Below are 25,935 nucleotides of genomic sequence, written 5' to 3' on the forward strand. Positions count from 1 at the left end.
TAGAGTCCTTAATGAGTCGACTTAATAGCTCTTGTTATGCATTGATCTTAAACCACTCTCGATAGCATTAAGCACTTTGTTCGAAGCATTTCAAAGGGTGAAAGCGGACTAGATTCAGTTTGAAGGTGAGAGTCGCTAGGTTGAGCTCCCCAAGTGATGCAGGAAGGATATATAAGCTAAGAAATAGAGTATCCCTCGATCCGTGCAGTGATGTTTATCACCCAACTGATTGAGATTTCTGGTTCTAGGCACTGGTATCTTAGGATGTTTACCGGTCTCTCTTCGATTCTGATGTGCTTGCTGATTCGATATGAATTAGTTGTTTTCACCGTTTTTACTCTGAACATATTGATTTCTTGCTGGTTAGTTCAAGCTATGTTTAGGTTATTACGACTAATATTAAGCTAAGAAGTGTCATTTCTGTTGCTTGGTAAGAATAGAAAATTCCCAAATCATCGGCGGATAATTTTGTGATTATTTTAAAAATAGATAAAGCCTTAAAACCTAATGGGTCGAACTATGAAATTAAGCTTTAACTTTGAAGATGCTAGCCAGATCTTTGTAGGATCTTTTGCTTTGGCCGTGCCGATTTCTTTTTCTGAAGAAGCGTGGAAGTTAGGAGAGACTTTACCGAGCGCTAATCTATTGCTGTTATTTTTACTATCAGCTGTGTTCCTCGGTTTCTATACGTATGAGAGTGTATTTCAGAAAGATATTGTCGCTCGGTTGCCGGTGTTTATTTTCAGAATAGTTATTGCTTACGTCATGACGGCAATGGTCGTTGCTTTAGTGCTAACTTGTTTGGATAAACTACCTTTATTAAGCGACCCAATTGTATCGATCAAAAGAGTGATCGTTATTTCCATGCCAGCGTCTATGGGGGCTATTGTGGTGGATAGTTTCGATAAAGAGTGAAATCGTATACCACCTAAGTTAAGTCATCAACAGAGCCTTTCTAGAGCTTGTTTAATTCACTCTTTAGACAATAAAACTAAGCTAGTTCGCTAGACAGATTTCGACATGAATGTGCGTTTGTTGGGCAATTCAAGCTAAATCAAAAGAGTAAAGCCTGATTGTTTTAGAAGAAAATTAAGACTGTGAGTTTCTAAATTGAATTAGCTATTAGAAAGGCGAGGGGAGTTGTATGAAGAGATTAGGATCTTTAGATGCAAAAAGGCCGCATCAATGATGCGGCCTTTTCTAATTGGCTCCCCTTGCAAGACTTGAACTTGCGACATACGGATTAACAGTCCGCCGTTCTACCAACTGAACTAAAGGGGAATTGATTGTTTAGTCTCTAATCAAGAGAATGGTGCCGACTACCGGAATCGAACTGGTGACCTACTGATTACAAGTCAGTTGCTCTACCTACTGAGCTAAGTCGGCATCATGAATCAAAAAGCTTTTGCTTGATGATTAACTTGGCTCCCCTTGCAAGACTTGAACTTGCGACATACGGATTAACAGTCCGCCGTTCTACCAACTGAACTAAAGGGGAATTATTCTTAAAGCTTTAAAGAAATGGTGCCGACTACCGGAGTCGAACTGGTGACCTACTGATTACAAGTCAGTTGCTCTACCTACTGAGCTAAGTCGGCACATAATATTTCTTTGTGCTTTACTGTTGTTGTCTAGGACACCAACAAATAAATTGTGGTGCCCGGAGGCGGAATCGAACCACCGACACGAGGATTTTCAATCCTCTGCTCTACCGACTGAGCTATCCGGGCGACGAGGTGTATTAAACGTGTTTTCGCGTTCTGGGTCAACACTAAATTGCAAAAAAAGTATTGTTTGATGTTTTTCTATACTTAGTGGGGTGTTTTTGTTCGTTTGGGCTGAAAAGCCTAGGTCTAGCATGCTCTAAAAGATAGTAAAACAACGGTTAACTACACTGAATGGGCGTCGAAATAAAAAAAAGCACGTATGAAAACGTGCTTTTATATTTAAGAATTTTGCTGAGAGTTTAGTGTTTTACTTCAAACCTATTTACCCAAGTCTCTAATTCGTTAGAAAGAGAAGCTAGAGTTTGAGTGCTGTTATGGCTTTCAGTTACGACATCGCTTAGTTGGTTACCACTTTCTTCGATCATATTGATACGCTTCGATATATCATCGCTCACCTGAGTCTGCTCAGCGGCTGCTGTTGCGATTTGATGGCTCATTGATGATATGGACTCTAATGCAATAACAATTTGTTGTAGCGCTTCAGAGGCATTCTGAGATTCAGTCACAGTGCTTTCACTCGTTGCCGCACACACATTCATTGTTTGAATGGCGTTACGGGAGCCTTCTTGAAGGTTATTGATCATTAACTGAATCTCTTTGGTGCTCGATTGCGTTCGACCGGCAAGATTACGTACTTCATCCGCAACTACTGCAAATCCACGGCCTTGTTCACCAGCACGTGCAGCCTCAATAGCAGCGTTAAGTGCTAACAGGTTAGTTTGCTCTGCGATATCTCCTATAACGTCCAGTACCTTTACAATATTGTTTACGTCGTTATCTAGGTTAGCGACAGCTTCACTCGCTGTACCTAACTGTCCAGCGAGGCCTTGAATATTGTCTACTGTGTTGTGAATTAGGTGCTGAGTATGCTGGCTCTGCTTATCGGCCTCATCGGTGTTACGAGCAGTATCGCTAGCTGAATCTGCAACATTATTTGCTGAAGACGCCATCTCAGTCATTGCTGTTGCGATCATTTCAGTTGATTGTTGCTGAGTTTCAGTAAGTTGAGCGATAGAACCTGCACGATCTTCCACGCGCTGTAATTCGCCTCTTAACGCTAGCATTGAAGAGTTGAGGTTTGATACTAACTCTGCCAGTGATTGACTCATTTGTTGTACAGCGTGATAGATACTGCCTTGCTCAGCTTGAGTCTCAAACGATGTTTGGATTTTTCCTTCTGCGACAGCTTGTACTGCTTCTCTTACGTCTTTGGGTTCACCGCCAAGTAGCGATAGCATACGTTTAATTGAGATAATCAAGCTTGAAAGAATGACACCAGCAATAGCCAAACATAAAATCAGTTGCCATTGTGCTGTTGACCAAAACCTTGCGTTGACTTCATTGAAGCCGATACCTGTACCTACAACCCAACCCCAATGAGGTGTTTTTTCTGCGATGGACAGTTTTTCTTCAATGCTTCCGTCGGGGAGTTTTTGTGTCCAGGTGTATTCGACTATTTGTCCTGTTCTATTGCCAAGTGCTCGCTGAATAAGTTGGCCAACGCTATTTCCATCGCCATCTTTAAAATCATTAAAGCTGGTTCCGTGTAGTTGCGGATCTAAAGGTGTTGCGACAAAAGTCATATCTTCATCAGCAACATATACATATTCATTGTCTTTATAGATATTGTTGCGCAGTAGGCGAGTGGCCAGCTGTTTGGCTTGTTGTTCTTCTAGAGTGCCATCAATAGCCATTTTTTCGACTTCAGTAAGAATGCTGTATGCACTTTTAAATAGCTCTGTCACGCGAGCTTTGTTGTCTATGTTGCTAGCAACTCTTAAGGTCCATAAACCTGTAGCCGTAAGTGCGAGCAAGGCAATCAAAATGATGCCTGATAATAAATAAGCTTGCGTTTTTAATTTCATATTTCCCCGTGCAGCGATCTAATAATAAGTATGGTGTATCATTCACGAATCTTAAGCTAAGTCGTGTAGTGCAGGTATCAGAAAGGTATCAAAACATGATGAAGATTAAATTTACGAAGAAAAAAAAGTCCCCAGAAGAACATTTTTCGCTGTCAAATGAATAAACAGAGGCAAGAGCAATTACTCTATTGAGGGTGGCGGACGTAGTCCATTTACTAGAAGATCAAGATTTAATGTTGAACTGATGTGTTATTGAATTGCGTTACTTTTATTCAAACGAAAAAAAGCCAAGTCTTTCGACTTGGCTTTCTTGAATGTGGCTCCCCTTGCAAGACTTGAACTTGCGACATACGGATTAACAGTCCGCCGTTCTACCAACTGAACTAAAGGGGAATTACTTGTCTTAACATCAGGTCTATAAAGACCATTATTTGTTAAGTACCAAATAATGGTGCCTCGAGGCGGAATCGAACCACCGACACGCGGATTTTCAATCCGCTGCTCTACCGACTGAGCTATCGAGGCAAAAGAATGGTGCCGACTACCGGAGTCGAACTGGTGACCTACTGATTACAAGTCAGTTGCTCTACCTACTGAGCTAAGTCGGCACACTAAATTCTTTGCTTTAGAGAGTAAACTCTCTAATTAAAACCTCATATAAAATGAAGTTCTTTAAAATGGCTCCCCTTGCAAGACTTGAACTTGCGACATACGGATTAACAGTCCGCCGTTCTACCAACTGAACTAAAGGGGAATTACTTGTCTCAACATCAGGTCTATAAAGACCATTATTTGTTAAGTACCAAATAATGGTGCCTCGAGGCGGAATCGAACCACCGACACGCGGATTTTCAATCCGCTGCTCTACCGACTGAGCTATCGAGGCAAAAGAATGGTGCCGACTACCGGAGTCGAACTGGTGACCTACTGATTACAAGTCAGTTGCTCTACCTACTGAGCTAAGTCGGCACACTAAATTCTTTGTGCTTTTGTTCGTGTTGCTACTCCCTGTTAAAGAGTAATGACACCAACAAATCAAATTGTGGTGCCCGGAGGCGGAATCGAACCACCGACACGAGGATTTTCAATCCTCTGCTCTACCGACTGAGCTATCCGGGCAACGGAGCGCTATTAAACGGATTTTCTGCATAACCGTCAACACCTTTTTTGAAAATAATTAAAAAAAACGTTCGTTAGTTGTTTTTTTATTCAAAAGTGAGGCTTACGTTTTACCTTGGTTAAAATCTTTCTTGAATTTTGTTACTTTTTCTAAGTATCGACGCGACTCTTTGTTTGGGTGTTTCTTTGTCAGAGCCCAGTAAGCTTGACTAGGTTGCAATGAGTTTAGGTCACGCATTGCCCGCTTTCTGTCCTTACTGAAGGTATTGAGGACCCCACCAGTGCCACCGTTGTATGCTGAGATCATGCTGTATTCAAGTGTGGTTGGGTGTTGCACGTCCTTCAAATAACGATTTTTAAGGATGTAAAAGTACGCAGTGCCAGCATCTATGTTGTTTTCTGGATTGAATAAGTACTCAGGACTTGGTTCTCCAGGTTTCTTTTTGACGAGCTTAAAGACATCTCGACCTGCGGTTTTTGGGACTACCTGCATAAGTCCATAAGCATTCGCCCAGCTCACAGCGTATGGGTTAAAGCTACTCTCTGTTTTGATGATTGCGTAAATCAAGTCTTCAGGGATGTCATAACGTTGAGAAGCGCGACGAACGATGTCTGCGTACTTATAGCTTCGTTTGCTGGCGTGATCGGCCACCATTGGAATTTCGACGTAATACGCTTTTTTAAAGTCGACTTCCTTGGTTTTTAGGTTATTGGCGATCAGGTAATCGGCGAATTTGTTAGCGCGCCATGTCCATTGGATAGGTTTTTTTTCTTGGTCTACGACTTGGTTGTAGAGGAAAGGTTGACCTTCTAACTTGATGCTTTTGGATGAGAATAGATCGACATGAGCTGGATCATCGGGTGTCAGAAGCGTCGTCATGATCGCATTTTTGAGGTGCTTTTTAGGATCCGTTAAGGAGACTGTTTCTACCGTTATGATACCTTGGCTGAAGTTCACTTCTGAACGACTTAGATAATTGTCTATGTATTTCACATAGTTACTCTTACCTGCCATCTTTACTTCACTGCTGCCCCAGCGCTTTTGGATATTGCCAGAAAAGCCACTAATCAAAGCATCCAACGCACCAGTGTCTTTTTCAAATTGCCCTGGTAGTTCTGCCAAATTACTTACAAACCGGTTGGTTGGCTCGTAGTTAACATCATAAATGCTCTCGACAAATTCACGACTGCACCCTGTTAACAATATGGCTGTTAGGAAGTAACTTAGCTTTTTCATAGTACCTCATACAAAAATGACATCGCGGCGTTAACCATGATGTCATTAAAATTTACTTAAATAAATGTCTTATTCGCTTGGCGGGGTATAGCCATCAATAACGACATCTTTACCTTCGAAAAGGAAGTTAACCATCTCAGTTTCAAGAAGTTTACGATGCTCAGGATCCATCATGTTCAGCTTCTTTTCATTGATAAGCATGGTTTGCTTACTTTGCCACTGTCCCCAAGCTTCTTTAGATACGTTGTCAAAGATACGCTTACCTAGGTCACCTGGGTAAAGTTGAAAATCTAGGCCTTCAGCATCTTTTTGAAGGCGAGCACAAAATACAGTGCGGCTCATAGTGGTTCCTCTTATCGCGTTCGTTGATTCAAACGTCGTTCAGTTCAAAGGGTAGGCTCTCAATAAGCTGCTTTACAGGAGCGGCTAGGCCAATTTCTTCCGGTTTTGATAAGTTATACCAGAGACCTTTAGTCCCTTCCATTATCAAATCTGGTTGTTTATCTAATTTTACTAATACAGGCGTGATATCTAAGTGGTAGTGGCTGAAAGTATGTCTAAACGCAATCATGGTCTTGATCGAATCGGTATCATTGTCTTTGATCGAACGAAGATCTAACTGATGTTCGATTTCTGCGTTTTCATTTTGAGGGAAACAGAATAGCCCTCCCCAGATACCAGATTGAGGGCGTTGTTCGAGCCATACTTGATTATCGTGGTACAGAATAACAAACCATGTTTCTTTTATTGGCTTCTCTTTCTTAGGCTTCTTGCTTGGGAAATCGAGTTGTCTATCGAGCTTCTTAGCTTCACACATGCTTTCAATCGGGCATAAGGTACATTTCGGCTTGCTACGGGTACAAACCATCGCACCCATATCCATCATTGCTTGATTGTACTTATCAACATCTTGATTGGGAGTATGTGCTTCTGCGTGTTCCCACAGCTGATTTTCAACTTTCTTTTGCCCTGGCCAACCTTCTACTGCGAAGCTTCTCGCCAAGGTGCGCTTGACGTTGCCATCAAGAATCGCATGAGGGAGCTTATGAACGGAGGACAGCACTGCAGCGGCAGTAGAACGTCCAATACCCGGTAGCGCGTTCATTTCTTCGATAGAAAGCGGAAACTCACCACCGTATTGCTCGGCAACAATTTTGGCAGCCTTGTGCAAGTTACGAGCTCGCGCGTAATAGCCAAGCCCTGTCCATAAGTGCAGCACCTCATCTTGTTCGGCGTTCGCTAGGTCAATAACCGTTGGGAAGCGTTCTAAGAAGCGCTGGTAGTATGGAATCACCGTGGCGACTTGAGTCTGCTGAAGCATGATTTCTGATAGCCAAACGGTGTAGGCGGTTTTGTTTTGTTGCCAAGGTAATTCTTTACGCCCAAAGGCGTCATACCACTTTAATATGGCGGTTGCGAAAGGAGTCACGACATGCTCTATGCTTTGCTATTATTAGGAGTGAAATTGCACCACACTTACGGTTGGATGTAAAACAGACAAATTGTGTGGGAATTTATCCACGGAAAGACTTGCACCGGAGGCAATTCTTTGGATAATCCCCGCTTTGATTAATCAATGTGCAGGCAAAAATCAATGAGTGAAGTGACCACTAACGAATATACTGAAGACGGCAAACTGGTTCGTAAGATCCGTAGTTTTGTTCGCCGCGAAGGCCGCTTAACAAAAGGCCAAGAAAACGCGATGAATGAATGTTGGCCAACAATGGGTATCGACTACAACCCAGAACTTCTTAATTGGAAAGAAGTGTTTGGCAACGATAACCCAGTTGTACTAGAAATTGGCTTCGGTATGGGTGCATCACTGGTTGAAATGGCAAAGAATGCGCCTGAGAAAAACTTCTTAGGTATTGAAGTTCATAGCCCAGGTGTTGGTGCGTGTTTAGGTACAGCTCGCGATGCGGGTGTAACGAATTTACGCGTAATGTGTCACGATGCAGTAGAAGTATTTGAGCACATGATCCCAGACAGCAGCCTGCATACACTGCAACTGTTCTTTCCTGACCCATGGCACAAAGCTCGTCACCATAAGCGTCGTATCGTTAAGGCTGAGTTTGCAGAGATGGTTCGCGGTAAGCTGCAACTTGATACTGGTATTTTCCACATGGCAACAGACTGGGAAAACTACGCAGAACATATGATTGAAGTGATGAACGTAGCTCCAGGTTTCGAGAATGTCGCTGAAGATGGGGATTACATTCCTCGTCCAGACGAGCGCCCGCTAACTAAGTTTGAAGCGCGTGGCCACCGTTTAGGTCATGGTGTTTGGGACATTAAGTTTAAGCGTACTAAGTAATTCTGAATCAAATTAAGTGAAGGTGAATCCGACTTAGGATTAAACCCTACACTTTATGGGATTGATTAAAGCCAACATTATTGTAATGTTGGCTTTTTTGTCCTTAGGCTTTTATTGCGATAAAGGTTTAAGGACAGAAAGTAATGTCGTACCCCCTACAAAAATAACAATAAAGAAGTAAGCACATATGAAACCAACTCAAGCTATTTTGGCCGAGATTTTAGATGAAGTTCGCCCTTTAATTGGTCAGGGAAAGGTCGCTGATTATATTCCTGCATTGGCTCGTGTATCGAACCAGAAATTGGCGATTGCGGTATACACCAATGAAGGTGAAGTCATTCAAGCTGGCGATGCTGATGAAGCCTTTTCCGTGCAATCAATCTCTAAAGCTTTAAGCCTGACGTTGGCGATGGTGTTGTATAAGCCGGAAGAGATTTGGCAACGCGTTGGAAAGGAGCCTTCAGGACAAGCCTTTAACTCGATGATTCAGCTTGAGATGGAACACGGCATCCCTCGTAACCCGTTTATTAATGCTGGCGCGATTGTCGTTGCTGACTTATTACAAAGCCGTCTATCAGCACCAAGACACCGTTTATTAGAATTTGTCCGTCAGCTATCAGGTGATACACATATCGTGTATGACAAGGTTGTGGCAGCTTCTGAGATGATGCACAGCGATCGTAATGCTGCTATTGCTTATTTGATGCGTTCATTTGGTAATTTTGAGAACGATGTTATCCCCGTACTCAACAATTACTTTCATGCTTGTGCGCTTAAAATGACCTGTGTGGATTTGGCGAAGACCTTTAGCTATTTGGCAAACAAAGGTGTGTCTGTTCAGACTAAGAAAGAGATCATCACGCCAGTTCAAACCAAACAGCTGAATGCTTTGCTTGCGACATGTGGTTTGTACGATGGGGCGGGAGAGTTTGCCTATCGTGTTGGTATGCCGGGTAAATCGGGTGTTGGCGGTGGGATTATTGCGATTGTTCCTGGCGAAATGACGATCGCGGTGTGGTCTCCAGAGTTGGATGCATCGGGTAATTCACTGGCGGGAACTCAGGCTTTAGAATTACTCTCTGAGCGTATTGGTCGTTCTATTTTCTAAAAGCGCTTTTAAGTTGGGGGCTACATTTGCAAGAGGTCCCCAACTCACTCGTCCCTCATTCTTGAGGACGACGGTGTTGTTTTTAACTTTCGACGCACTGGCTCCTAACTTTTGGGAGATAAGACTTGTTTTATGCCCGTCATTCCCGATAGCGACGAAGGAGTGTAATCGGGAATCTATTATTTGTCTGCGCGCAAATTAGAAAGGGTTGACCCTAAAGCCAACCCTTACACAATACTTCTCGAATCTATTCGTCTTCTTCTGCCATAAAGGCTTCAAGCAAATCGTTTAAGAAGAGTTTTCCTTTTTCAGTGATCTGCCAATGGCTGTCGGTTTCATTCAAGTAGCCTAGCTCTTTTGCCCATTCAATAGTTTCTTGAATAGAGTCAAAACCAAGCCCCGTAGTATCAATGAAATCCTGCTTTGGACATGCTTCCATTAGCCTGAAGCGGTTCATGAAGAACTCGAAAGGGCGGTCCTCATTAGGGACTTCAAGTTCATCCGACAGATAGGGCTTCACCAGATTCTGATACGCGGCTAGGTAACCTCTAGGGTGTTTAACCTTAGTGGTGCGAACAATACGTCCATCTGCAAAGCTCAGCTTGCCATGAGAGCCACAGCCAATACCTAGGTAGTCACCAAAGCGCCAGTAGTTGAGATTATGCTGACACTGATATCCCGGCTTGCTGTAGCCTGAAATTTCGTACTGTACATAACCTGCGTCTGCGAGCTTCTTATGGCCTAAGTCGAAAATATCCCAAAGGTCATCATCGTCAGGTAGCTTTGGCGTTTTGTAATAGAACATGGTGTTAGGTTCTATTGTTAGCTGATACCAAGATAAATGCGGAGGATTAAGCTCGATCGCTCTGTCCAAATCAGCCAAGGCCTGATCAATGCTTTGATCGGGTAAGCCGTGCATTAGATCTAGGTTGAAGCTATTTAATCCGATTTTATGCGCTAAATGAGCTGCGTTAACCGCTTCGTCTTGACCGTGAATACGCCCAAGCCTTTCCAGTTTCTCTTGCTCAAAACTTTGCACGCCTACTGAGATTCGAGTGATGCCTGCCTTTTGGTAACCTGCAAAACGCTCAGCTTCGATAGTTCCCGGGTTGGCTTCCATGGTGATTTCTATATCAGGCTTGAACGGGATGCGCTGTTCAATACCTTGTAACAGTCGGCCAATTCCTTCAGGAGAAAACAGGCTCGGGGTGCCACCACCAATAAAGATCGAATGCAATGGGCGAGGCATACCATTTAGCTGATATTTTTCGATATCAGTATCAAGATCCTCAAGCAGTGCATCGATGTACTCTTTCTCTGGGATCTCGGCTTTCAGAGCGTGTGAGTTGAAATCACAATACGGGCACTTTTGTACACACCATGGGATGTGTACATAGAGGCTGAGTGCGGGTGGTATAAGCGCTGTATCGTGCATTACAGCGCTTGCTCCTTGATTGCTTCGAATAGTGAAGCAAGAGCTTTACCACGGTGTGACAGTTGCTTCTTACGTGACGATTCAAGTTCTGCTGAGGCGCAGTTATCTTCTGGTACAAAGAATACAGGATCGTAGCCAAAGCCATTCTCACCGTGTTCTTCAGTCAGAATGCGACCTTCCCACTTACCGTGACATACTAATGGAGTCGGATCGTTTTCGTGACGCATTAGTACCAATACACAGTGAAAACGAGCTGTGCGTTTTTCAACGTCGACAGCTTGCATAGCATCTAACAGCTTTTCGATGTTTTGCTTATCAGTCGCCCCTTCACCTGAGTAACGCGCTGAGTAGATACCGGGTGCACCATTAAGGTAATCAACTTCTAAGCCAGAATCGTCCGCAATCGCTGGTAGCCCCGTTTCTTTCGCAGCGTGGCGAGCTTTGATGATGGCATTTTCAATGAAAGTTGTTCCCGTTTCAGCGACTTCTGAAACGTTGAATTCACTTTGCGCGACAACGTCGAAACCAAACTCAGACAGAATGTCTGCCATCTCGCGAACTTTGCCTTGGTTGCCTGTTGCTAAAACAATCTTACTCATGGGAATGTGGCTCTAATAAGTTAATGACTAGAAAAGTGAGCGTTGAAGCTACTCTTCTATATAGAATTTTTGTGTGAAACGCAGTGGTCCAGCCCCTTTCAAACCAGCATTGATATCGATGGTGAAAGTGATGTTCTCTTCATGGGTCACTGGAAATTCTGCAAGGTAATAAATCGCGTCACCTTCTTTTATTTCACGGAACTTAAGCGTGCGAGTATTGCCGACTAGATTTTTCGCTGTTCCTGAAACCTTAGCTGTTGTTGCTGGTTTGCCCAAAGAAGAGTTATCCAACACGCTGATATTAAGAATAGCTGAGTAACCGTTGCGCTTTAGTTGATATTGCTTAGCGACCTGCGCAGTTAAAAACGTAGAATTGAAAGCCGAGTAATGAACCTCGACATCTTTGATACTTTTAAACTGTCCAGCCCCGCTTGGTAAAGCAACAAGGGCAGTAAGTAGTGCTGTTATCCATAGACGCATAATGACTCCAATAAATAGCAAAAAGCCATCATAGGATGGCTTTGACTTCAGTTGGGATTTGGCTTGGCGAGCATATTCGAACTTGCTTGTGCCTACCGAGCTCTCCCTTTTCTATTGTAATTTTCCCTTTCGCGACCTTAAATTGTTTCGCAAGGTATTTCGCTAAGTGAGCATTGGCTTTGCCATCAACCGGTGGTGCAGTAATGGCAATTTTTAGTTCCTCACCGTGCAAGCCAACAATCTTGTCTCGGCTTGCTTTAGGTTGGATATAGAGCCTAAGAAGAATATCCTCTTCCTCGGCCCAAACCGCTTTTGGCATCGTCAAAGTACCTGATGTTTGTACTTGAATTATAGCTGATACCAAATAGGACCAATTAGGTCACCCATTAAGAAGTTCGCAAATTGCAGAACAATAAACAGTACCAGCACGCTTAAATCAAAACCGCCCATTGCTGGAAGAATACGACGAATTGGAGCAAGCATTGGTTCTGTCAGTTGATGGAACACGTATTCTATTGGACTACGGCCTTGGCTAACCCAGCTCAGGATTGCACGGATTAGCAGAACCCAGAAGATCAAACCACCAGCCGCTTTAAGCAGAGATAACGCACCAAAGATCAGGAAGCTAATATCAAATACAGCCGCACCGCCAGAGATAATCAGATTTAGAGCGACGAACTTAAGTACACATAGCACATAAGCGAAAACAACCGTCGCAAGATCAAGGCTGCCGATTGATGGAATCACTCGGCGTAGTGGGGCAACAACGGGTTGTGTCGCTTTTACGATAAATTGTGAGAATGGGTTGTAGAAATCTGCACGTGATGCTTGTAGCCAGATACGCAAGATCACAACCATGATGTAAAGATCAAAAACGGTCGAGATCAGAAAGCTCATCGAATTCATATTGTTTCCTTTTTCGGATTTACTTGCCGCTTAGGTATCACCTGAACGACACAATGCATTTGTACTGTAACTTGTATTAAAACATTAAAGCATTAAAACAGTTTTTCCATCTCTTCAGCTCGAGCGACCGCCGCTTGCATGGCTTTTGCTACGATGTCTGATAGTTGATGGTCGTTAAACGTGCGCAGTGCTTCTGCGGTTGTACCGCCTTTTGAAGTTACTTGTTCACGTAGTGTTGATAATTCAGTGTTTGGGTTTGCTACGACCATCTCTGCCGCGCCTAATGCAGACTGCTGCACTAACTTACGAGCGGTTTCTTGGTCAAAACCTTGGTTGATTGCTTCAGCTTGCATCGCTTCCATAAACAGGAAGAAGTAAGCCGGAGCACTGCCCGCCGCCGCAATGATGTTATTAATCCCAGACTCTTGCTCAACCCAGCTAACTTCACCTACAGCTTGCATCAGCTGAGATGCAAAATCTTTATCATCTTGGCTAACAGTCGAATCGGCATAAAGGCCGCTCATCCCTTTACCAAGCAGTGATGGTGTATTTGGCATCACACGCACAAGGTTCAGTTGGCAGTTTAACATCTCATTGAGTCGATTCGCATTAATACCCGCTGCAATCGAGATAACCAGTTTGTTGCTAAAATCGATGCTTTGTAAGGGTTTACATACATCAGCCATCATTTGTGGCTTCACTGATAGCACAACAACGTCTGCTTGCTCTGCTGCGGCAATATTATCGCTGGTGGTATTGATGCTGTACTCTTGCTCTAGCGGCAACCTTCTGGTGTCTGAAGGTGCTGTAGCAGTAATTTTTTGCGCTGGGTAACCACTCGCGACTAAGCCCGCTACAATTGAGCGAACCATGTTTCCCGCCCCAATAAAGGCGATGTTCTTATGTTCCATATATAAAATCCTGAGCGTGTCGCTGCGCGGTTCAAGCGAAGCTGTATCAATACTTGTACTTGGTTACTTACTACGGTTATTCGCGTAATCACGAGCACCAAAGATGGCCGTTCCAATACGAACCATGGTACTGCCAGCCTCAACGGCTGCATCCATATCACCACTCATACCCATTGAAAGGGTATCGATGTCTGGATACTTCGCTGCGAGCTTTTGTTGAAGCTCTGCCAGCTGAGAAAATGCCTTAAGCTGAGATTGATAGTCAGATACGTTAGCGGGAATCGACATCAATCCTCTTAAAGTGAGGTTGGGGAGCGACGAAATCAACTCTGCGAGCGCAAAAACTGTTTCTTCTGACGTTCCTGATTTTGAATCTTCACCACTGGTGTTCACTTGAATGAGCACCTGTAGAGGTGGAAGCTCGTTTGGTCGCTGATCATGAAGCCTTTGTGCGATCTTATCGCGATCGACGGAATGCACCCACTGGAAGCTTTCTGCGATAGGGCGGGTTTTATTGGATTGAATTGGGCCAATAAAATGCCACTCTAAATTTAGGTTAGAATGTTGTTCTGAAAAGTGTTTTACTTTATCAACACCTTCTTGAACATAGTTTTCACCAAAGGCAACTTGGCCTCCGAGTGCGGCTTCTAGAATCGCATCAATAGGTTTAGTTTTGCTGACGGCTAAAAGTTGCACTGAGTCTGGAGCTCGTCCGCACTTTTGCTCAGCACTACGAATCTGTGAGGTGATTTGTTCGATATTTTGTTGAATACTACTCATAGCTGACTTTACTTAAGGGAAAATAAATGGATATCACTGAGTTACTAGATTTTAGTGTAAAGCATAACGCGTCAGATCTACATCTTTCTGCGGGTGTATCTCCAATGGTACGTATAGATGGTGAAGTAAGGAAGCTTGGAATACCAGCTTTGAGTCATGCTGATGTGCATCGTTTAGTTTTTGAGATCATGGACGACTCACAGCGCGGTGAGTTTGAGGAAAAATTGGAAGTCGACTTCTCTTTTGAATTACCCAATGTTGGTCGCTTCCGTGTTAATGCGTTTAACCAAGCTCGTGGGTGCGCAGCGGTCTTTCGAACCATCCCTGTAGAAATCCCAACGTTAGAGCAGTTGGGCGCACCTGATATTTTTGAAAAAATTGCCAATTATGAAAAAGGCTTAGTGCTGGTGACTGGCCCTACGGGTTCTGGTAAATCGACAACGTTGGCGGCGATGGTTGATTATGTAAACCGTAATCACAACAAACACATTTTGACCATTGAAGACCCAATTGAATTCGTTCACACCAACAATAAATGCCTAGTCAACCAGCGTGAAGTTCACCGTGATACTCACAGCTTTAAAGCGGCGCTGCGCAGTGCGTTACGTGAAGACCCGGACGTAATTCTTGTCGGTGAGCTTCGTGACCAAGAGACGATCAGCTTAGCGTTAACGGCTGCAGAAACGGGTCACCTAGTTTTTGGTACTTTGCATACTAGCTCTGCAGCAAAAACCGTAGACCGTATTATCGATGTATTCCCGGGTAGCGACAAAGATATGGTTCGTTCGATGCTGTCTGAATCGTTACGTTCGGTGATTGCCCAGAAGTTACTAAAGCGTGTCGGTGGTGGTCGTGTCGCTTGTCACGAAATCATGATGGCGACACCTGCAATCAGAAACTTGATTCGTGAAGATAAAGTCGCGCAGATGTACTCGATTATTCAAACGGGCGCGGCACATGGTATGCAGACCATGGAGCAAAACGCGAAACAGCTGATGGCACAAGGCTTGGTTGACTCGGAAGAGGTCGAGAAAAAGATCGAAATTGAAACCTCAATGTTTTAATCAAGGTGAACAAAATGGAATTGAATCAAATTCTTGAAGGGATGCTCTCTCAAAAGGCGTCGGATCTTTACATCACAGTCGATGCGCCAATCCTATTTCGTGTGGATGGTGAACTGCGACCTCAGGGAGAGAAGTTGAATGCTGATCAAGTATCTCAGTTACTTGATGCAATGATGGATCAAGATCGACGCGATGAATACAAGCAAACGCGTGAGGCTAATTTTGCTATCGTGCGTGATTTTGGTCGTTTTCGTGTCAGTGCGTTCTTTCAGCGAGAGCTACCAGGAGCGGTCATTCGTCGCATCGAGACTAACATCCCAACCTTTGAGCAATTAAAGCTTCCTGACGTACTACAAGACCTGTCAATTGCAAAGCGCGGACTGGTGCTGGTGGTTGGTGCGACTGGCTCTGGTAAATCGACCTCGATGGCTGCGATGACAGGCTATCGCAATACCAATCGTTCAGGTCATATCTTGACGGTTGAAGACCCGATTGAATTCGTACACGAACATAAAAAGTGCATCGTGACTCAACGTGAGGTTGGACTCGACACCGAAAGCTATGAAGTCGCGCTTAAAAACTCGTTACGCCAAGCCCCTGATATGATTTTGATTGGCGAAATCCGTAGTCGTGAAACCATGGAATACGCGATGACCTTTGCTGAAACGGGTCACTTGTGTATGGCAACCCTACATGCCAATAACGCTAACCAGGCGCTAGAGCGTATTCTTCACTTGGTGCCGAAAGAGCAGAAAGAACAGTTCCTGTTTGATCTGTCGATGAATCTGCGTGGTGTGGTCGCTCAGCAGTTAATACGCGATAAAAATGGCAATGGTCGTCATGGTATCTTCGAAATTCTGCTGAATAGCCCTCGTATATCTGACTTGATTCGTCGTGGTGAGTTACATGAGTTAAAAGCGACCATGGCCAAATCGAAAGAGATTGGTATGCAGACTTTTGACCAAGCTTTGTATGATTTAGTGGTTGCGGACAAGATTAGCGAGGATGATGCATTCCATAGTGCAGATTCTGCCAATGACTTGCGTTTAATGCTTAAGACCAAACGTGGCGATGATGACTACGGAACTGGTGCGTTGGCTGGCGTTAAGATTGATATGGGCTAAGTCACGGCTTTGTTGATAAACACAAAACCCGCTTCTGTGGCGGGTTTTATTCGTTTATAACTTAATGCATGTTAGATGAGTGCATGTTGGAGCGATGGTTATCATATGAGTAACCGCGCTCCTTTTCTAATTTGATTTTTGACGGGTACTGTTGACCGTCGTAACCCGCGGAACCGCTTCCCATTGAGCTGCATGCCGTTATAGATAACGCTATGAATATTGCTAGAAAAATTTTCATATGAACTCCCAAGTTCTTTTCCTTTATCGCTCCTTCATTACGCAGTTAAAATGGCAAGGGATCATAAGCTTGCTCGAGTTTACTAAGTAGATCACTTAGCCATATTGTGCTTCAAACCAACTCTCTAAAATAACGACTGCAGACTGGTTATCTACGTTACCTTTGCTTAGTGCTTTATAGCCGCCCATTTCAAAAAGGTCGGCCCTAGCTTCTGTCGTAGAAAGTCTCTCATCATGCAGTTCAACATCCACACCAAAGCGTCCTTTAAGACGGTTAGCGAATTTTTTCGCCCTTGGTGTAATCGCGGCTAGATCTTTACCATGAAGGTCGGTCGGAAGGCCAACCACGATAAGATTCGGCTGCCATTCCTTAATTTGCTTTTCGATGTCATCCCAGTTTGGGATACCATCTTTGGCTTTAAAGGCTTTGAGAGGGCTTGCAGTACCTGTGATTTCTTGTCCTATCGCACTGCCAATACTTTTTGTACCGTAGTCAAATGCCATAATTGTTCGTGACATGGGGTTTCCAAATTTATCTGTGTTTGAGAGTTTATATACTGAATTGGAGTTAGGCGTGACCAGCGTCAGCGGAAAGCTGGGCGGCATTAATACCTAACATCTGCACAGCGACTTTCCAGCGGTCTGAGATGGGCGTATCGAAGATGACCTTTGGATCAGCTTCTACGGTTAACCATGAGTTCTCAGTCAGTTCGGTTTCCAGTTGTCCTGGCTCCCATCCTGCATAACCAAGCGCGACCAGATAATGCATAGGTTCATCTTCTGTCCCTAAGACCATCAGAATATCTTTCGAGGTTGTTACCGATATTTGATCCGTCATGTTGATGCTGGATTGATAACTGCCTTTGGGTTTGTGCAAAATAAACCCACGATCTTCTGCGACTGGCCCACCATTAAGTACTGGCTTATCAAGGCTTGCTTGGTTGGGTTTCGGCTGTTCAGAATCAACCTCAACTTGCTTAAGCATACTGCCGACAGTGACATCGATAGGGGCGTTAATCATCAAACCCATCGCGCCTTCGTCATTGTGCTCACAAAGGTAAATCACCGAATTTTGAAAGTATGGGTCTTTCATTCCGGGCATAGCAACCAGAAAGTGGTTCGTTAAATTCATAGAGCCTCCTGCCAGTGTGTTCCCAGTAAAGGAAAAAGAGCGGCGTAAAGCCGCTCATTGTTCTTTGCCTAGATATTTCTGTGTTTTCGAATAGCTAAGGCTTTCTTTAGTTTAGGCTATTTAGCGTTAACGCGACGCTCAATTGCATCCATTAATTTACCTGTAACTGAAATATCAAAAGCGGCTTCAATTTCACGGATACAAGTAGGGCTAGTCACGTTAATTTCAGTCAGCTTGTCGCCGATAACATCAAGCCCAACAAAGATTAAGCCTTTCTCTTTCAGTGCTGGAGCAACTGCTCTTGCGATAGCCCAGTCTGTTTCACTTAGAGGACGAGCTTCACCTGTACCACCAGCAGCGAGGTTACCTCGAGTTTCCCCTTTTGCAGGAATACGCGCTAGACAGTAAGGCATTGGCTCACCGTCAACCACAAGAATACGCTTATCACCATTGCTGATATCTGGAACAAAGGTTTGTGCCATTGCGTAGTTCTGACCGTGGTTAGTCAGCGTTTCGATAATTACTGATACGTTTGGATCGCCTTCTTTAACTCGGAAGATAGACGCGCCGCCCATGCCATCAAGTGGTTTTAGGATCACGTCACCGTGCTCTTCTCGGAACGCTTTAATTTTTTCAGCTTTACGAGTCACTATGGTGATTGGCGTCAGTTCAGGGAACCATGCCGTGAACAACTTCTCGTTACAGTCACGTAGGCTTTGTGGCTTGTTGACGATCAGTGCGCCGTTCTCTTCAGCACGCTCAAGAATGTAAGTCGCGTAGATGTACTCAGTATCAAACGGAGGGTCTTTACGCATAAGTACTGCATCTAAATCAGATAGGGCGATAGTCTGTTCTGACTTGAACTCGTACCAGCCGTTTGGATCTTCTTTGAGTTCAACAACCTTAGTGTCAGCAATGGCTACGCCTTGATCTAAATGTAGATCATCCATTTCCATGTAATGGATTTCGTAACCACGACGCTGAGCTTCAAGCATCATGGCAAAGCTAGAGTCTTTTTTGATGTTAATGGATGAAATTGGATCCATTACGATGCCAAGTTTGATCATTTTCTTCTCCTAGCCTAGATCGCCAAAACGGACTTGTAAGGCAGTAATTGCGGTTAGAGCAGCAGTTTCGGTACGAAGTACACGTGGGCCGAGTAGCGTCTCTTCAAATTTGTATTGTTCTGTCATACCGATTTCTTCAGCGGACAGTCCGCCCTCAGGACCGATCAATAGGCGTACCTTACTGATGGGTTCTGGAAGGGTATTAATTGAGTATTTTGCACGAGGATGCAGGTTTAGCTTCAGCGCTTCACTCGGTTCGCTGCACCATTCTTCAAGTTGCATAATTGGACGAATAACTGGAACCGTATTGCGGCCAGACTGTTCACATGCTGCGATAGCAATCTTTTGCCACTGCGCGAGTTTTTTCTCGAAGCGTTTAGTATCTAGCTTAACGCCACAGCGCTCTGAAATCAGAGGGGTAATGGTGTTTACACCAAGCTCAACCGATTTTTGAATCGTGAACTCCATTTTGTCGCCACGTGAAATCACTTGGCCTAAATGTAAGTCTAACGGAGATTCGCTGCTGCGCTCGATACGCTCAGTAACATTAACTGTGACGTTCTTTTTTGATACTTCAGCAATTGTCGCAGGGAATTCAGCGCCACTGCCATCAAACAGAAGAACTTCTTGGCTTTCTTTCATTCGAAGGACACGACCAACATGACCCGCGGCATCTTCGCTAAGAGCGAGTTGCCCCAGTTGGTGAATCAATTCAGGGTGGTAAATTCTTGGAGTTCGCATTATTTAATATCTCACGCTGTAGAGCAGAACAATAGGATGGAGTCTAAGGTGAAATAAAACAAGTCGGTACATAAATATTTACATGAAAACCCTATAAAAAATAAAGTCATATATTCATCATTATTATCGTTTACTGTATGCTGCACCAGAATTTTATGTGATGAAGATCTCATATTCCCTGAGTTCTCCTCTTATTGTCTATCTACGCAGAAACGAAACGATATGAAAAAAACACTGTTATTAATCTGTATGTTAATGCTTCTCTCTGGATGTGGAGGAGGAGGTGCTGAAGGAAAAGCAACTGATAATACGCAAGTCGGCTCTGGTGGAAGTGGCGACGGAGATGGCAGTGGCTCGGGCGGCTCAGGTGGAAGCGGAGGCGGTGCCGGAAGTGGTTCTGGTGGTTCTGGTGGTTCAGGCGGAAGCGGCGGTGGAGACGGAAGTGGTTCAGGCGGTTCTGGTGGAAGTGGCGGCGGAGACGGCGGTGGCTCAGGTGGTTCTGGTGGAAGCGGTGGCGGCCAGGTTAAACCTACGTTGGATAAATATGAACAGCTACCTTTAACATTCTCTGCGAATGTGACACGCAATGGGCATACCGTACAAATCAAGGTGTCTAAGTATTCGGTAAGAAGAGCTGACACAGAGTTTTACTACTACGACGCCTCTAAGTCGTCCACTTTAATTGCTTTTGACTACACCCCTGAAGTACGGAGTTATCGCGGACAGATTGTGGGTGAACCAAGCTCACAGGTTATTGGGTATGTAGACTCCAAGAATCAATTTTATGGCTTCGTCTTTTATGGCGAGGATAGAGTGTGGACAATTGAAAACCTCGTTGTTCCTAACTTGAATAATACTGCTCAAAAAACAATGGATAAGGCTTTGCATCGTTCACCTGCCGAGTTGGTTCCTGTTGATAATAACTATCAGTTGCCAGCCTCTTCTTTGAACAGCCCTATTCCTACTCGTTCACTCATGAAACTCCAAATGAGTAGTATTGGTTACCTTGTTGATATTGAATCGTTTGAGACGTCTTTCAATAAAAATATTATTGATGCTGTTGCTGCAATGGATCATACAACCAATGCATTGGATTATTTCTTTGCGCGCGATTCGTTGATTCGAGTGGATTACCCTATCGGTGTCATTACCGTTAATAGCGGTGGGAAGTCCGTCAGTGAACTCAGCCCAATATTAGATCCATTAATCAGAGCTTCATCTCCAAGTGAGTTTAAAATTGGGCATACCTTTTTCAAAAAGGGTAACCGTTGCAATGCGTCAGGGCTTTCAAGTCGTTGCGATTTTCACCCAGATCTAGCGCATGCGTTGCATGAAATCGGCCATACATTTTCGCTGGGGCACCATGTTGGGCCTGAAACTAGTACTTTAATGAGTTTCTCGTTTGCCATTGATACCAGCATGATTTCGACGATGAAGACTTCAGGGGCAATTGATCAGCGTTTAGCGCCAGCAATGGAATCGGCAATGAACCCTAAGGCAAATATAGATCACATTGGTACTACTCGTAATACATCTGTAATCGTCGATGTACTTGATAATGATTTTGATGCCAATGGTATGAATGTTGGTGGCAAATTGTCTTTAGATAGTTATACGAAACGGAGTCAAAAAGGCGGGGTTGTAGGGCTGCAATCGGGCAAACTGAAATATACACCTGTTGAAGGTTATGTGGGAGAAGACCACTTTAGTTATACGATTACAGATGACTCTGGTTTAAAAGACAGTTCAGAAGTACACGTCAGTGTAAAAAGCGATGCGCGTGTACTTTATCTGTCAGATAACAAGCTTACACTTAGAAATGATATAAAGAATCATGCCAAACTGAGTCAACCTAACTTTAAGCATCTGATCAACCGAGCTGGTAGAGAGATGTTCTTTGGTAAGCCTACTTTTACTGGATATCCAGACGTTGGTTTTTATCAATATGTGATTGATCAAACCTCGACGAATACGCCTGCGGAATTAACAGAACCAACTTTTTCTGAAAATAACTTGATGACTCTGCAAAAACACATGCCTCATGATCTAGCTCCAGGTAAGCAGAGCTTTACGGTGGTAACGCGTTATAAACAAGATGGCTTTTATCAGACAGTCCCTGAGAATAAAGGCATTCATGAAGTGAGTTTGTTTAGTTCGGGTAAGATTGATGACGGTTTTGCCTTATCCCATTTCAATGGCAATAACCATCGTTCTGGGGAGCCTGAAAAAGGGTTAGGTTGGACATTAGTTAGCCGCCAAATGTACACAAGAACTTCATTCTCAGATAGTCCTCATGTCCTCCACGCATTTGCTAAGCCGAATGAAGTTAATATTGCGAACAATGCTTGGCACTCTGTGGCATGGGTGATTGACCGAGAAAACAATCAGGTATCGACCTGGGTTGACGGTAACTTAATTCCAATGGCATTAAGTACTGACCCTACTAATTTCCGAAATTACATTCCTTTACCCGCTGGTTTTGAAGGTATATACCCTGGGGGAACTCATGCTTGGATTGATTCGAGTTGGGATGCTTCAACGGAAGGTTATGGCCCTTGGTTTATGAAGACTAACGGGCAGAATAAAGGAACTGGTGCGAATGGGATTTGGGTGTCATTTACTCGATTCATCTCTGCTAAGTTCGCGGTCGATGATGTGCAAATTTATACCTATGCTCTTGAAGAGCAAGAAATTAAAAATATCGCTCAGAATAAAGAAAAGGCCTTTACCAATAACCCTGTTAATGGAGGAAGTCAGTCTTTTTCTCAACCAATATCATTGACGTGGGACAGTCAACACGCCACAGCCTATAAGCTGCGTTGGGGATATACCTCTGCTATGACTAATGTGGTCAGTGAGCAGAGTGACAAGTCTTTTCGAATTGGTTCCCCTGATGCGACTCAAAAAGCCTTGTATTGGCGAGTCGACAGTAAACATGGCAGTGAGTGGATCGAGGGTAATGTGTGGAGTATCACTAATGCTAATGTTATTGGCGAAGCTTTAGCGCTAGCTTTTACCAAGGATGAGGTAACTGGCTCAGGTTTTGGTTCTGATAATGCTCCATGGCCTAAAAATGTGAGTAAGGTTATTGATGGCTTTAATGTTGTCGTTACAGGACAGACAAGAGACAACGATGCGTCGATATTAAGGCTAAGTAACGATACGACTATTACGTTGACCGATACTAACAACCGTCCATTTAAACAAATGCGCTTCTCAGCCGCACAATGGATACAGGGGACTGAAGGGTATTTACGAGCTGAATATTATAATGGGACATCTTGGGTTCCATTAATTACCCTACATAAAGGTGGGATGGCAAGTGGGTATGGCTTTGGTGAATTAAGGTCAAGCTTTCTTGGTATCGGCTCTACAAGTGATAAAACCAGTCACCCTGATTGGTATGATCCTGCGAGTCTAAATGCTTCAGCTTACTATACGGTTGATTTTCCTACGAATACGACGGAAGTTCGATTTAAATTTTATAGTACAGGTAGTGCTAATAACCAAGTCGCTATCGATCAACTGAACTTATACCGCTAATGTATTTAGCCGTCGAAAGTTAGTTTTTGACTGTTGGCATTAAAAGAAAAACGGCTTAAACAAAATATTGTTTAAGCCGTTTTTTATTGTGTTCTTCGCGAGAGGTTCGGAATTTAGATTATCGACACTCTTTGGCAACAAAAGGATTATGGTTGCCCTGAATCTTGTAGATACGTTGGTCACGAGTACACTCCCAATCATCGACAGGAAATTGCTTGTTCCATGCCATCATCAGGTTGGTTTGCTGCTTAGATAGCTTGAAACCATACTCTTGGCTCATGTAGAGATAGGTACGAGCAATAGAACCTTTTGCTCGGTCTGGCGGCATCACTTTGCGCTGCTTAAAGTTGACCTGCATTTCACACTGGCCATAGCTTACGCCATCCACTCCATTCCACTGGCTGAAGTTGTAGTTCGAACGGTCACCATTTACTTCACCGATGGCTGGCGTTAGGTTGTGGAGATCGGCTTCCATGGACTTGAATATTTTGTCATTGCGAGTGCAGTTCTTGCGCCCGCCATCTTGCCAGCACTGACGCTGGTGGCCGAATTGCCAAGCTGGAACCACGTGTTCCCACTCGATTCGACTTGCGCGCTTTTGCTGTTTTCGGACTTGATAACCACAGCCGTCAAGGTCGGGAATGCCCTTCTTTTTGTTCTTCCAAGTAATGTCACAGCCACAATAAAATGAAGTAGGGTGATCGAGATAAATCTTCACTGCTTCTTTTTTTGCTTTGGAGAATGAACTTGGTGGAGCGGCGAGCACGCTTTGGGTTACCAGCAGGCCAAATACTATCGATAAGTAAAATGACACCGATAGGCAAAATGCTTTTGGAGTGGTTTTTTGCATAAAAAAGACTGATAAAAGTATGATAAATATCAGTCTAGCACTCAAGTGATAGACTTCTCCATTACATTTCAATCATCAATTCAATGGAGTTCAATTTATTGAAGTAAAACGCGCTAGCTACTCGAAAGTGTGCCGAGTATCAGGCGTTAGCTGAGCTGCGTACCGGTAAAGGCTAAGGTTTGATTGCACTGTTGGCATCGGTAAGTCGATTGTTTTCGAAGTACCTTATTATGGCGCCTGATTGATAGCGGGTAAGTGGTGCACTCACATTGGTATTCAAAGGTCTTGCCTTGTACTGAGGTGATCTCAAAACTGTGAGTTGTTTTGGCTGGTACGTTGAATACTTTTTCCATCACGTATTTCCATTCATTCCCGTGAGGTCTAACGCGGCCAAATACTTGATGGGTGATCAAGTGTGCAAGTTCATGAGGCACGACCTCGTTGATGAAGGCATCTTCATTTTCGCTGAATAGCACCGGGTTGAATTTAATCTCGTTGAGTTGAAGGTAGGCCTTTCCCGCTGCCTTGCCTCTTAACTTGTAGGTGATGGTTGGGAATGAAAATTTACGAGAGAAATGTTGATTAGCGATAGCGAGGCACTCGGCCAGTTTCTTATTTGCTCGATGTTGTTGCGGGGTGTAAGACAAACGTTGTTAACTCCAAATAAAAGGCCTCAGCGTTTAAGCTAAGGCCTCATCATAACATTGCTTGTTGATCTAGCGATGCTTTACACGTGATGTTTTTTCTTAATGATCTCGTGATAAGCGTGCCATGTACCATAGCCAAGTAGCGGCATAGTGACGATCATTCCGATGCCGTAGGTGGCAAAACCCACCAAAATACCGGCACAAATAATACTCGCCCACACCACCATCGCAGAAATGTTCGATTTCACGGCATTAAAGCTAGTGAAAATTGCGCTCATCACATCAACGCGTCTCTCCATCATTAGTGGAATTGAAAATGCTGAGATACTAAATATTAGGCTGGCGATAACAAAACCAATCACAGAACCCGTAATTAAGAAGGGAGCGAACTCAGCCAATGGTGCACCTTGCACTGAAGGGTAGAGTGCGTGCAATAACGCAGCTATACGCATCCAGAATATCATCGCGACCATTAATACAATCGCAAAAGCCCATTGGTGGGTTGAGTTGCGTGTGATGGCTTTCATCGAGTGCAGTAGGCTAGCGTTGTGTCCCTTTTCTCTTTCCCAGGCTGCGTCATACAAACCCAGGGCAAGAAACGGCCCAATTAGCATGTATACGATTAGGCTAGGCATAACGACCAAATGCGTCCCTTGCCATTGGACAAGTTGAACGATAGCGATTGCCGCACCCATAAAACACAAACCGTAAAATGCGCTAATTAATGGCATTTTCACTAAGTCGTGTAGAGCTAGCGACAACCAATGAAAGGGCGCTGAAATGCTCACCTGATTACATGGTATTGTACGAGCGTATTCTGAGTCTTTGATTTCTTTTTGTTTATCGTCAAAGTCTTGTGTATTCAATGTACGAGGCATAGATCCTCCTTGATCGGCTTTCTACCTACGCTGCAGATAAATTGCAGCGAACGAAACTCGATGCCCGACTTGGCGACGTCTTTGATGTAAGCGCGCATCAGCTAAATAGTTCACGAAGCAAATTCTCATTTTGATTTGTTCGTTAACATTATTTTAACTATTGACCGTGAA

24 protein-coding genes and 12 tRNA genes are annotated in these 25,935 nt (G+C 43.9%); 6 read left to right on the top strand and 30 right to left on the bottom strand.

Annotated features, from left to right (window positions below):
* Window positions 1-519: 519 nt before the first annotated feature.
* The gene (locus K08M4_RS02030) at window positions 520-915 is read left to right on the top strand and encodes a DUF2391 family protein (protein ID WP_086048692.1); all 396 of its coding nucleotides are present in this window, start codon (window positions 520-522) and stop codon (window positions 913-915) included.
* A 290-nt stretch (window positions 916-1,205) separates the two neighbouring features.
* On the opposite strand, the gene K08M4_RS02035 is transcribed toward K08M4_RS02030, so the two are convergent.
* From K08M4_RS02035 to mutY, 16 genes are all read right to left on the bottom strand, one after another.
* Window positions 1,206-1,281: transfer RNA gene (locus K08M4_RS02035), tRNA-Asn, on the bottom strand.
* Between the two features lie 29 nt (window positions 1,282-1,310).
* Window positions 1,311-1,386, bottom strand: a tRNA-Thr gene (locus K08M4_RS02040).
* Window positions 1,387-1,422: 36 nt separating this feature from the next.
* Window positions 1,423-1,498 (bottom strand) — tRNA-Asn (locus tag K08M4_RS02045).
* Between the two features lie 24 nt (window positions 1,499-1,522).
* Window positions 1,523-1,598 (bottom strand) — tRNA-Thr (locus K08M4_RS02050).
* Window positions 1,599-1,654: 56 nt separating this feature from the next.
* A tRNA-Phe gene (locus tag K08M4_RS02055) sits at window positions 1,655-1,730 on the bottom strand.
* Window positions 1,731-1,966: 236 nt separating this feature from the next.
* Window positions 1,967-3,592: a methyl-accepting chemotaxis protein gene (locus K08M4_RS02060; RefSeq protein WP_086048693.1), complete on the bottom strand. Its 1,626-nt coding sequence runs from the start codon at window positions 3,590-3,592 to the stop codon at window positions 1,967-1,969.
* A gap of 317 nt (window positions 3,593-3,909) precedes the next feature.
* Window positions 3,910-3,985, bottom strand: a tRNA-Asn gene (locus K08M4_RS02065).
* 56 nt (window positions 3,986-4,041) lie between these two features.
* Window positions 4,042-4,117 (bottom strand) — tRNA-Phe (locus K08M4_RS02070).
* 7 nt (window positions 4,118-4,124) lie between these two features.
* Window positions 4,125-4,200, bottom strand: a tRNA-Thr gene (locus K08M4_RS02075).
* 70 nt (window positions 4,201-4,270) lie between these two features.
* A tRNA-Asn gene (locus K08M4_RS02080) sits at window positions 4,271-4,346 on the bottom strand.
* Window positions 4,347-4,402: 56 nt separating this feature from the next.
* Window positions 4,403-4,478: transfer RNA gene (locus tag K08M4_RS02085), tRNA-Phe, on the bottom strand.
* Between the two features lie 7 nt (window positions 4,479-4,485).
* Window positions 4,486-4,561, bottom strand: a tRNA-Thr gene (locus K08M4_RS02090).
* 74 nt (window positions 4,562-4,635) lie between these two features.
* A tRNA-Phe gene (locus K08M4_RS02095) sits at window positions 4,636-4,711 on the bottom strand.
* Window positions 4,712-4,814: 103 nt separating this feature from the next.
* Window positions 4,815-5,948: a membrane-bound lytic murein transglycosylase MltC gene (gene mltC, locus K08M4_RS02100; RefSeq protein WP_086048694.1), complete on the bottom strand. Its 1,134-nt coding sequence runs from the start codon at window positions 5,946-5,948 to the stop codon at window positions 4,815-4,817.
* A gap of 69 nt (window positions 5,949-6,017) precedes the next feature.
* Window positions 6,018-6,290 carry an oxidative damage protection protein gene (locus K08M4_RS02105; protein ID WP_010435637.1) on the bottom strand — a complete coding sequence of 91 codons (273 nt, stop codon included), beginning with the start codon at window positions 6,288-6,290 and terminating at the stop codon, window positions 6,018-6,020.
* 28 nt (window positions 6,291-6,318) lie between these two features.
* The gene (mutY, locus tag K08M4_RS02110; RefSeq protein WP_086048695.1) at window positions 6,319-7,377 is read right to left on the bottom strand and encodes an A/G-specific adenine glycosylase; all 1,059 of its coding nucleotides are present in this window, start codon (window positions 7,375-7,377) and stop codon (window positions 6,319-6,321) included.
* A gap of 165 nt (window positions 7,378-7,542) precedes the next feature.
* Between mutY and trmB the strand changes: the two genes are divergently transcribed.
* Window positions 7,543-8,262, top strand: coding sequence for a tRNA (guanosine(46)-N7)-methyltransferase TrmB (gene trmB, locus K08M4_RS02115; RefSeq protein ID WP_086048696.1), 720 nt, complete (start codon window positions 7,543-7,545; stop codon window positions 8,260-8,262).
* A 187-nt stretch (window positions 8,263-8,449) separates the two neighbouring features.
* Window positions 8,450-9,370, top strand: a complete 921-nt coding sequence (gene glsB, locus K08M4_RS02120; RefSeq protein ID WP_009847707.1) for a glutaminase B — start codon at window positions 8,450-8,452, stop codon at window positions 9,368-9,370.
* 247 nt (window positions 9,371-9,617) lie between these two features.
* Here glsB and hemW read toward each other — a convergent pair whose 3' ends face one another.
* From hemW to K08M4_RS02155, 7 genes are all read right to left on the bottom strand, one after another.
* Window positions 9,618-10,805, bottom strand: coding sequence for a radical SAM family heme chaperone HemW (hemW, locus tag K08M4_RS02125; protein WP_086048697.1), 1,188 nt, complete (start codon window positions 10,803-10,805; stop codon window positions 9,618-9,620).
* Entirely contained in the window at window positions 10,805-11,404 is a 600-nt protein-coding gene (locus K08M4_RS02130) for an XTP/dITP diphosphatase (protein ID WP_086048698.1), read from the bottom strand. Before K08M4_RS02130 ends, hemW begins: the two co-directional genes overlap by 1 nt.
* Before the next feature lie 48 nt (window positions 11,405-11,452).
* A complete protein-coding gene (locus K08M4_RS02135) occupies window positions 11,453-11,884 on the bottom strand; it encodes a DUF4426 domain-containing protein (protein WP_086048699.1) in 432 nt (143 codons plus the stop codon).
* 28 nt (window positions 11,885-11,912) lie between these two features.
* On the bottom strand, window positions 11,913-12,203 hold the full coding sequence (gene yggU, locus K08M4_RS02140; RefSeq protein WP_086048700.1) for a DUF167 family protein YggU: 291 nt from the start codon (window positions 12,201-12,203) through the stop codon (window positions 11,913-11,915).
* Between the two features lie 29 nt (window positions 12,204-12,232).
* Window positions 12,233-12,790, bottom strand: coding sequence for a YggT family protein (locus tag K08M4_RS02145; protein WP_012604836.1), 558 nt, complete (start codon window positions 12,788-12,790; stop codon window positions 12,233-12,235).
* 92 nt (window positions 12,791-12,882) lie between these two features.
* Window positions 12,883-13,701: a pyrroline-5-carboxylate reductase gene (proC, locus tag K08M4_RS02150; protein ID WP_086048701.1), complete on the bottom strand. Its 819-nt coding sequence runs from the start codon at window positions 13,699-13,701 to the stop codon at window positions 12,883-12,885.
* A 63-nt stretch (window positions 13,702-13,764) separates the two neighbouring features.
* Window positions 13,765-14,481 (bottom strand): YggS family pyridoxal phosphate-dependent enzyme, encoded by a 717-nt coding sequence (locus K08M4_RS02155; RefSeq protein ID WP_012604834.1) that lies wholly within the window; start codon window positions 14,479-14,481, stop codon window positions 13,765-13,767.
* 26 nt (window positions 14,482-14,507) lie between these two features.
* On the opposite strand from K08M4_RS02155, the gene K08M4_RS02160 reads away from it, so the two are divergent.
* Together K08M4_RS02160 and K08M4_RS02165 are read left to right on the top strand one after the other, a co-directional pair.
* Window positions 14,508-15,545: a type IV pilus twitching motility protein PilT gene (locus K08M4_RS02160; RefSeq protein ID WP_012604833.1), complete on the top strand. Its 1,038-nt coding sequence runs from the start codon at window positions 14,508-14,510 to the stop codon at window positions 15,543-15,545.
* Window positions 15,546-15,559: 14 nt separating this feature from the next.
* Entirely contained in the window at window positions 15,560-16,669 is a 1,110-nt protein-coding gene (locus tag K08M4_RS02165; RefSeq protein ID WP_086048702.1) for a PilT/PilU family type 4a pilus ATPase, read from the top strand.
* 333 nt (window positions 16,670-17,002) lie between these two features.
* Here K08M4_RS02165 and ruvX read toward each other — a convergent pair whose 3' ends face one another.
* The 4 genes from ruvX to rsmE form a co-directional block, all read right to left on the bottom strand.
* Window positions 17,003-17,425 (bottom strand): Holliday junction resolvase RuvX, encoded by a 423-nt coding sequence (gene ruvX / locus K08M4_RS02170; RefSeq protein WP_009847698.1) that lies wholly within the window; start codon window positions 17,423-17,425, stop codon window positions 17,003-17,005.
* 49 nt (window positions 17,426-17,474) lie between these two features.
* The gene (locus K08M4_RS02175) at window positions 17,475-18,038 is read right to left on the bottom strand and encodes a YqgE/AlgH family protein (RefSeq protein ID WP_054547449.1); all 564 of its coding nucleotides are present in this window, start codon (window positions 18,036-18,038) and stop codon (window positions 17,475-17,477) included.
* A 116-nt stretch (window positions 18,039-18,154) separates the two neighbouring features.
* The gene (gshB, locus tag K08M4_RS02180) at window positions 18,155-19,105 is read right to left on the bottom strand and encodes a glutathione synthase (RefSeq protein WP_017077777.1); all 951 of its coding nucleotides are present in this window, start codon (window positions 19,103-19,105) and stop codon (window positions 18,155-18,157) included.
* A gap of 9 nt (window positions 19,106-19,114) precedes the next feature.
* The gene (gene rsmE / locus K08M4_RS02185; RefSeq protein WP_086048703.1) at window positions 19,115-19,846 is read right to left on the bottom strand and encodes a 16S rRNA (uracil(1498)-N(3))-methyltransferase; all 732 of its coding nucleotides are present in this window, start codon (window positions 19,844-19,846) and stop codon (window positions 19,115-19,117) included.
* Between the two features lie 222 nt (window positions 19,847-20,068).
* On the opposite strand from rsmE, the gene K08M4_RS22440 reads away from it, so the two are divergent.
* The gene (locus K08M4_RS22440) at window positions 20,069-23,389 is read left to right on the top strand and encodes an Ig-like domain-containing protein (RefSeq protein ID WP_086048704.1); all 3,321 of its coding nucleotides are present in this window, start codon (window positions 20,069-20,071) and stop codon (window positions 23,387-23,389) included.
* Between the two features lie 118 nt (window positions 23,390-23,507).
* Here the strand turns inward: K08M4_RS22440 and K08M4_RS02195 are convergent, their stop codons facing one another.
* The 3 genes from K08M4_RS02195 to K08M4_RS02205 form a co-directional block, all read right to left on the bottom strand.
* Window positions 23,508-24,239 (bottom strand): endonuclease, encoded by a 732-nt coding sequence (locus K08M4_RS02195; RefSeq protein ID WP_086048705.1) that lies wholly within the window; start codon window positions 24,237-24,239, stop codon window positions 23,508-23,510.
* Between the two features lie 146 nt (window positions 24,240-24,385).
* Complete coding sequence (locus K08M4_RS02200; RefSeq protein ID WP_086048706.1) at window positions 24,386-24,886, bottom strand: SprT family zinc-dependent metalloprotease; 501 nt, start codon at window positions 24,884-24,886, stop codon at window positions 24,386-24,388.
* An 80-nt stretch (window positions 24,887-24,966) separates the two neighbouring features.
* The gene (locus K08M4_RS02205) at window positions 24,967-25,764 is read right to left on the bottom strand and encodes a DUF2189 domain-containing protein (RefSeq protein ID WP_086048707.1); all 798 of its coding nucleotides are present in this window, start codon (window positions 25,762-25,764) and stop codon (window positions 24,967-24,969) included.
* Between the last annotated feature and the right edge of the window lie 171 nt (window positions 25,765-25,935).

Origin of the sequence: Vibrio syngnathi, from assembly GCF_002119525.1 — a bacterium.
GTDB lineage: Bacteria > Pseudomonadota > Gammaproteobacteria > Enterobacterales > Vibrionaceae > Vibrio > Vibrio syngnathi.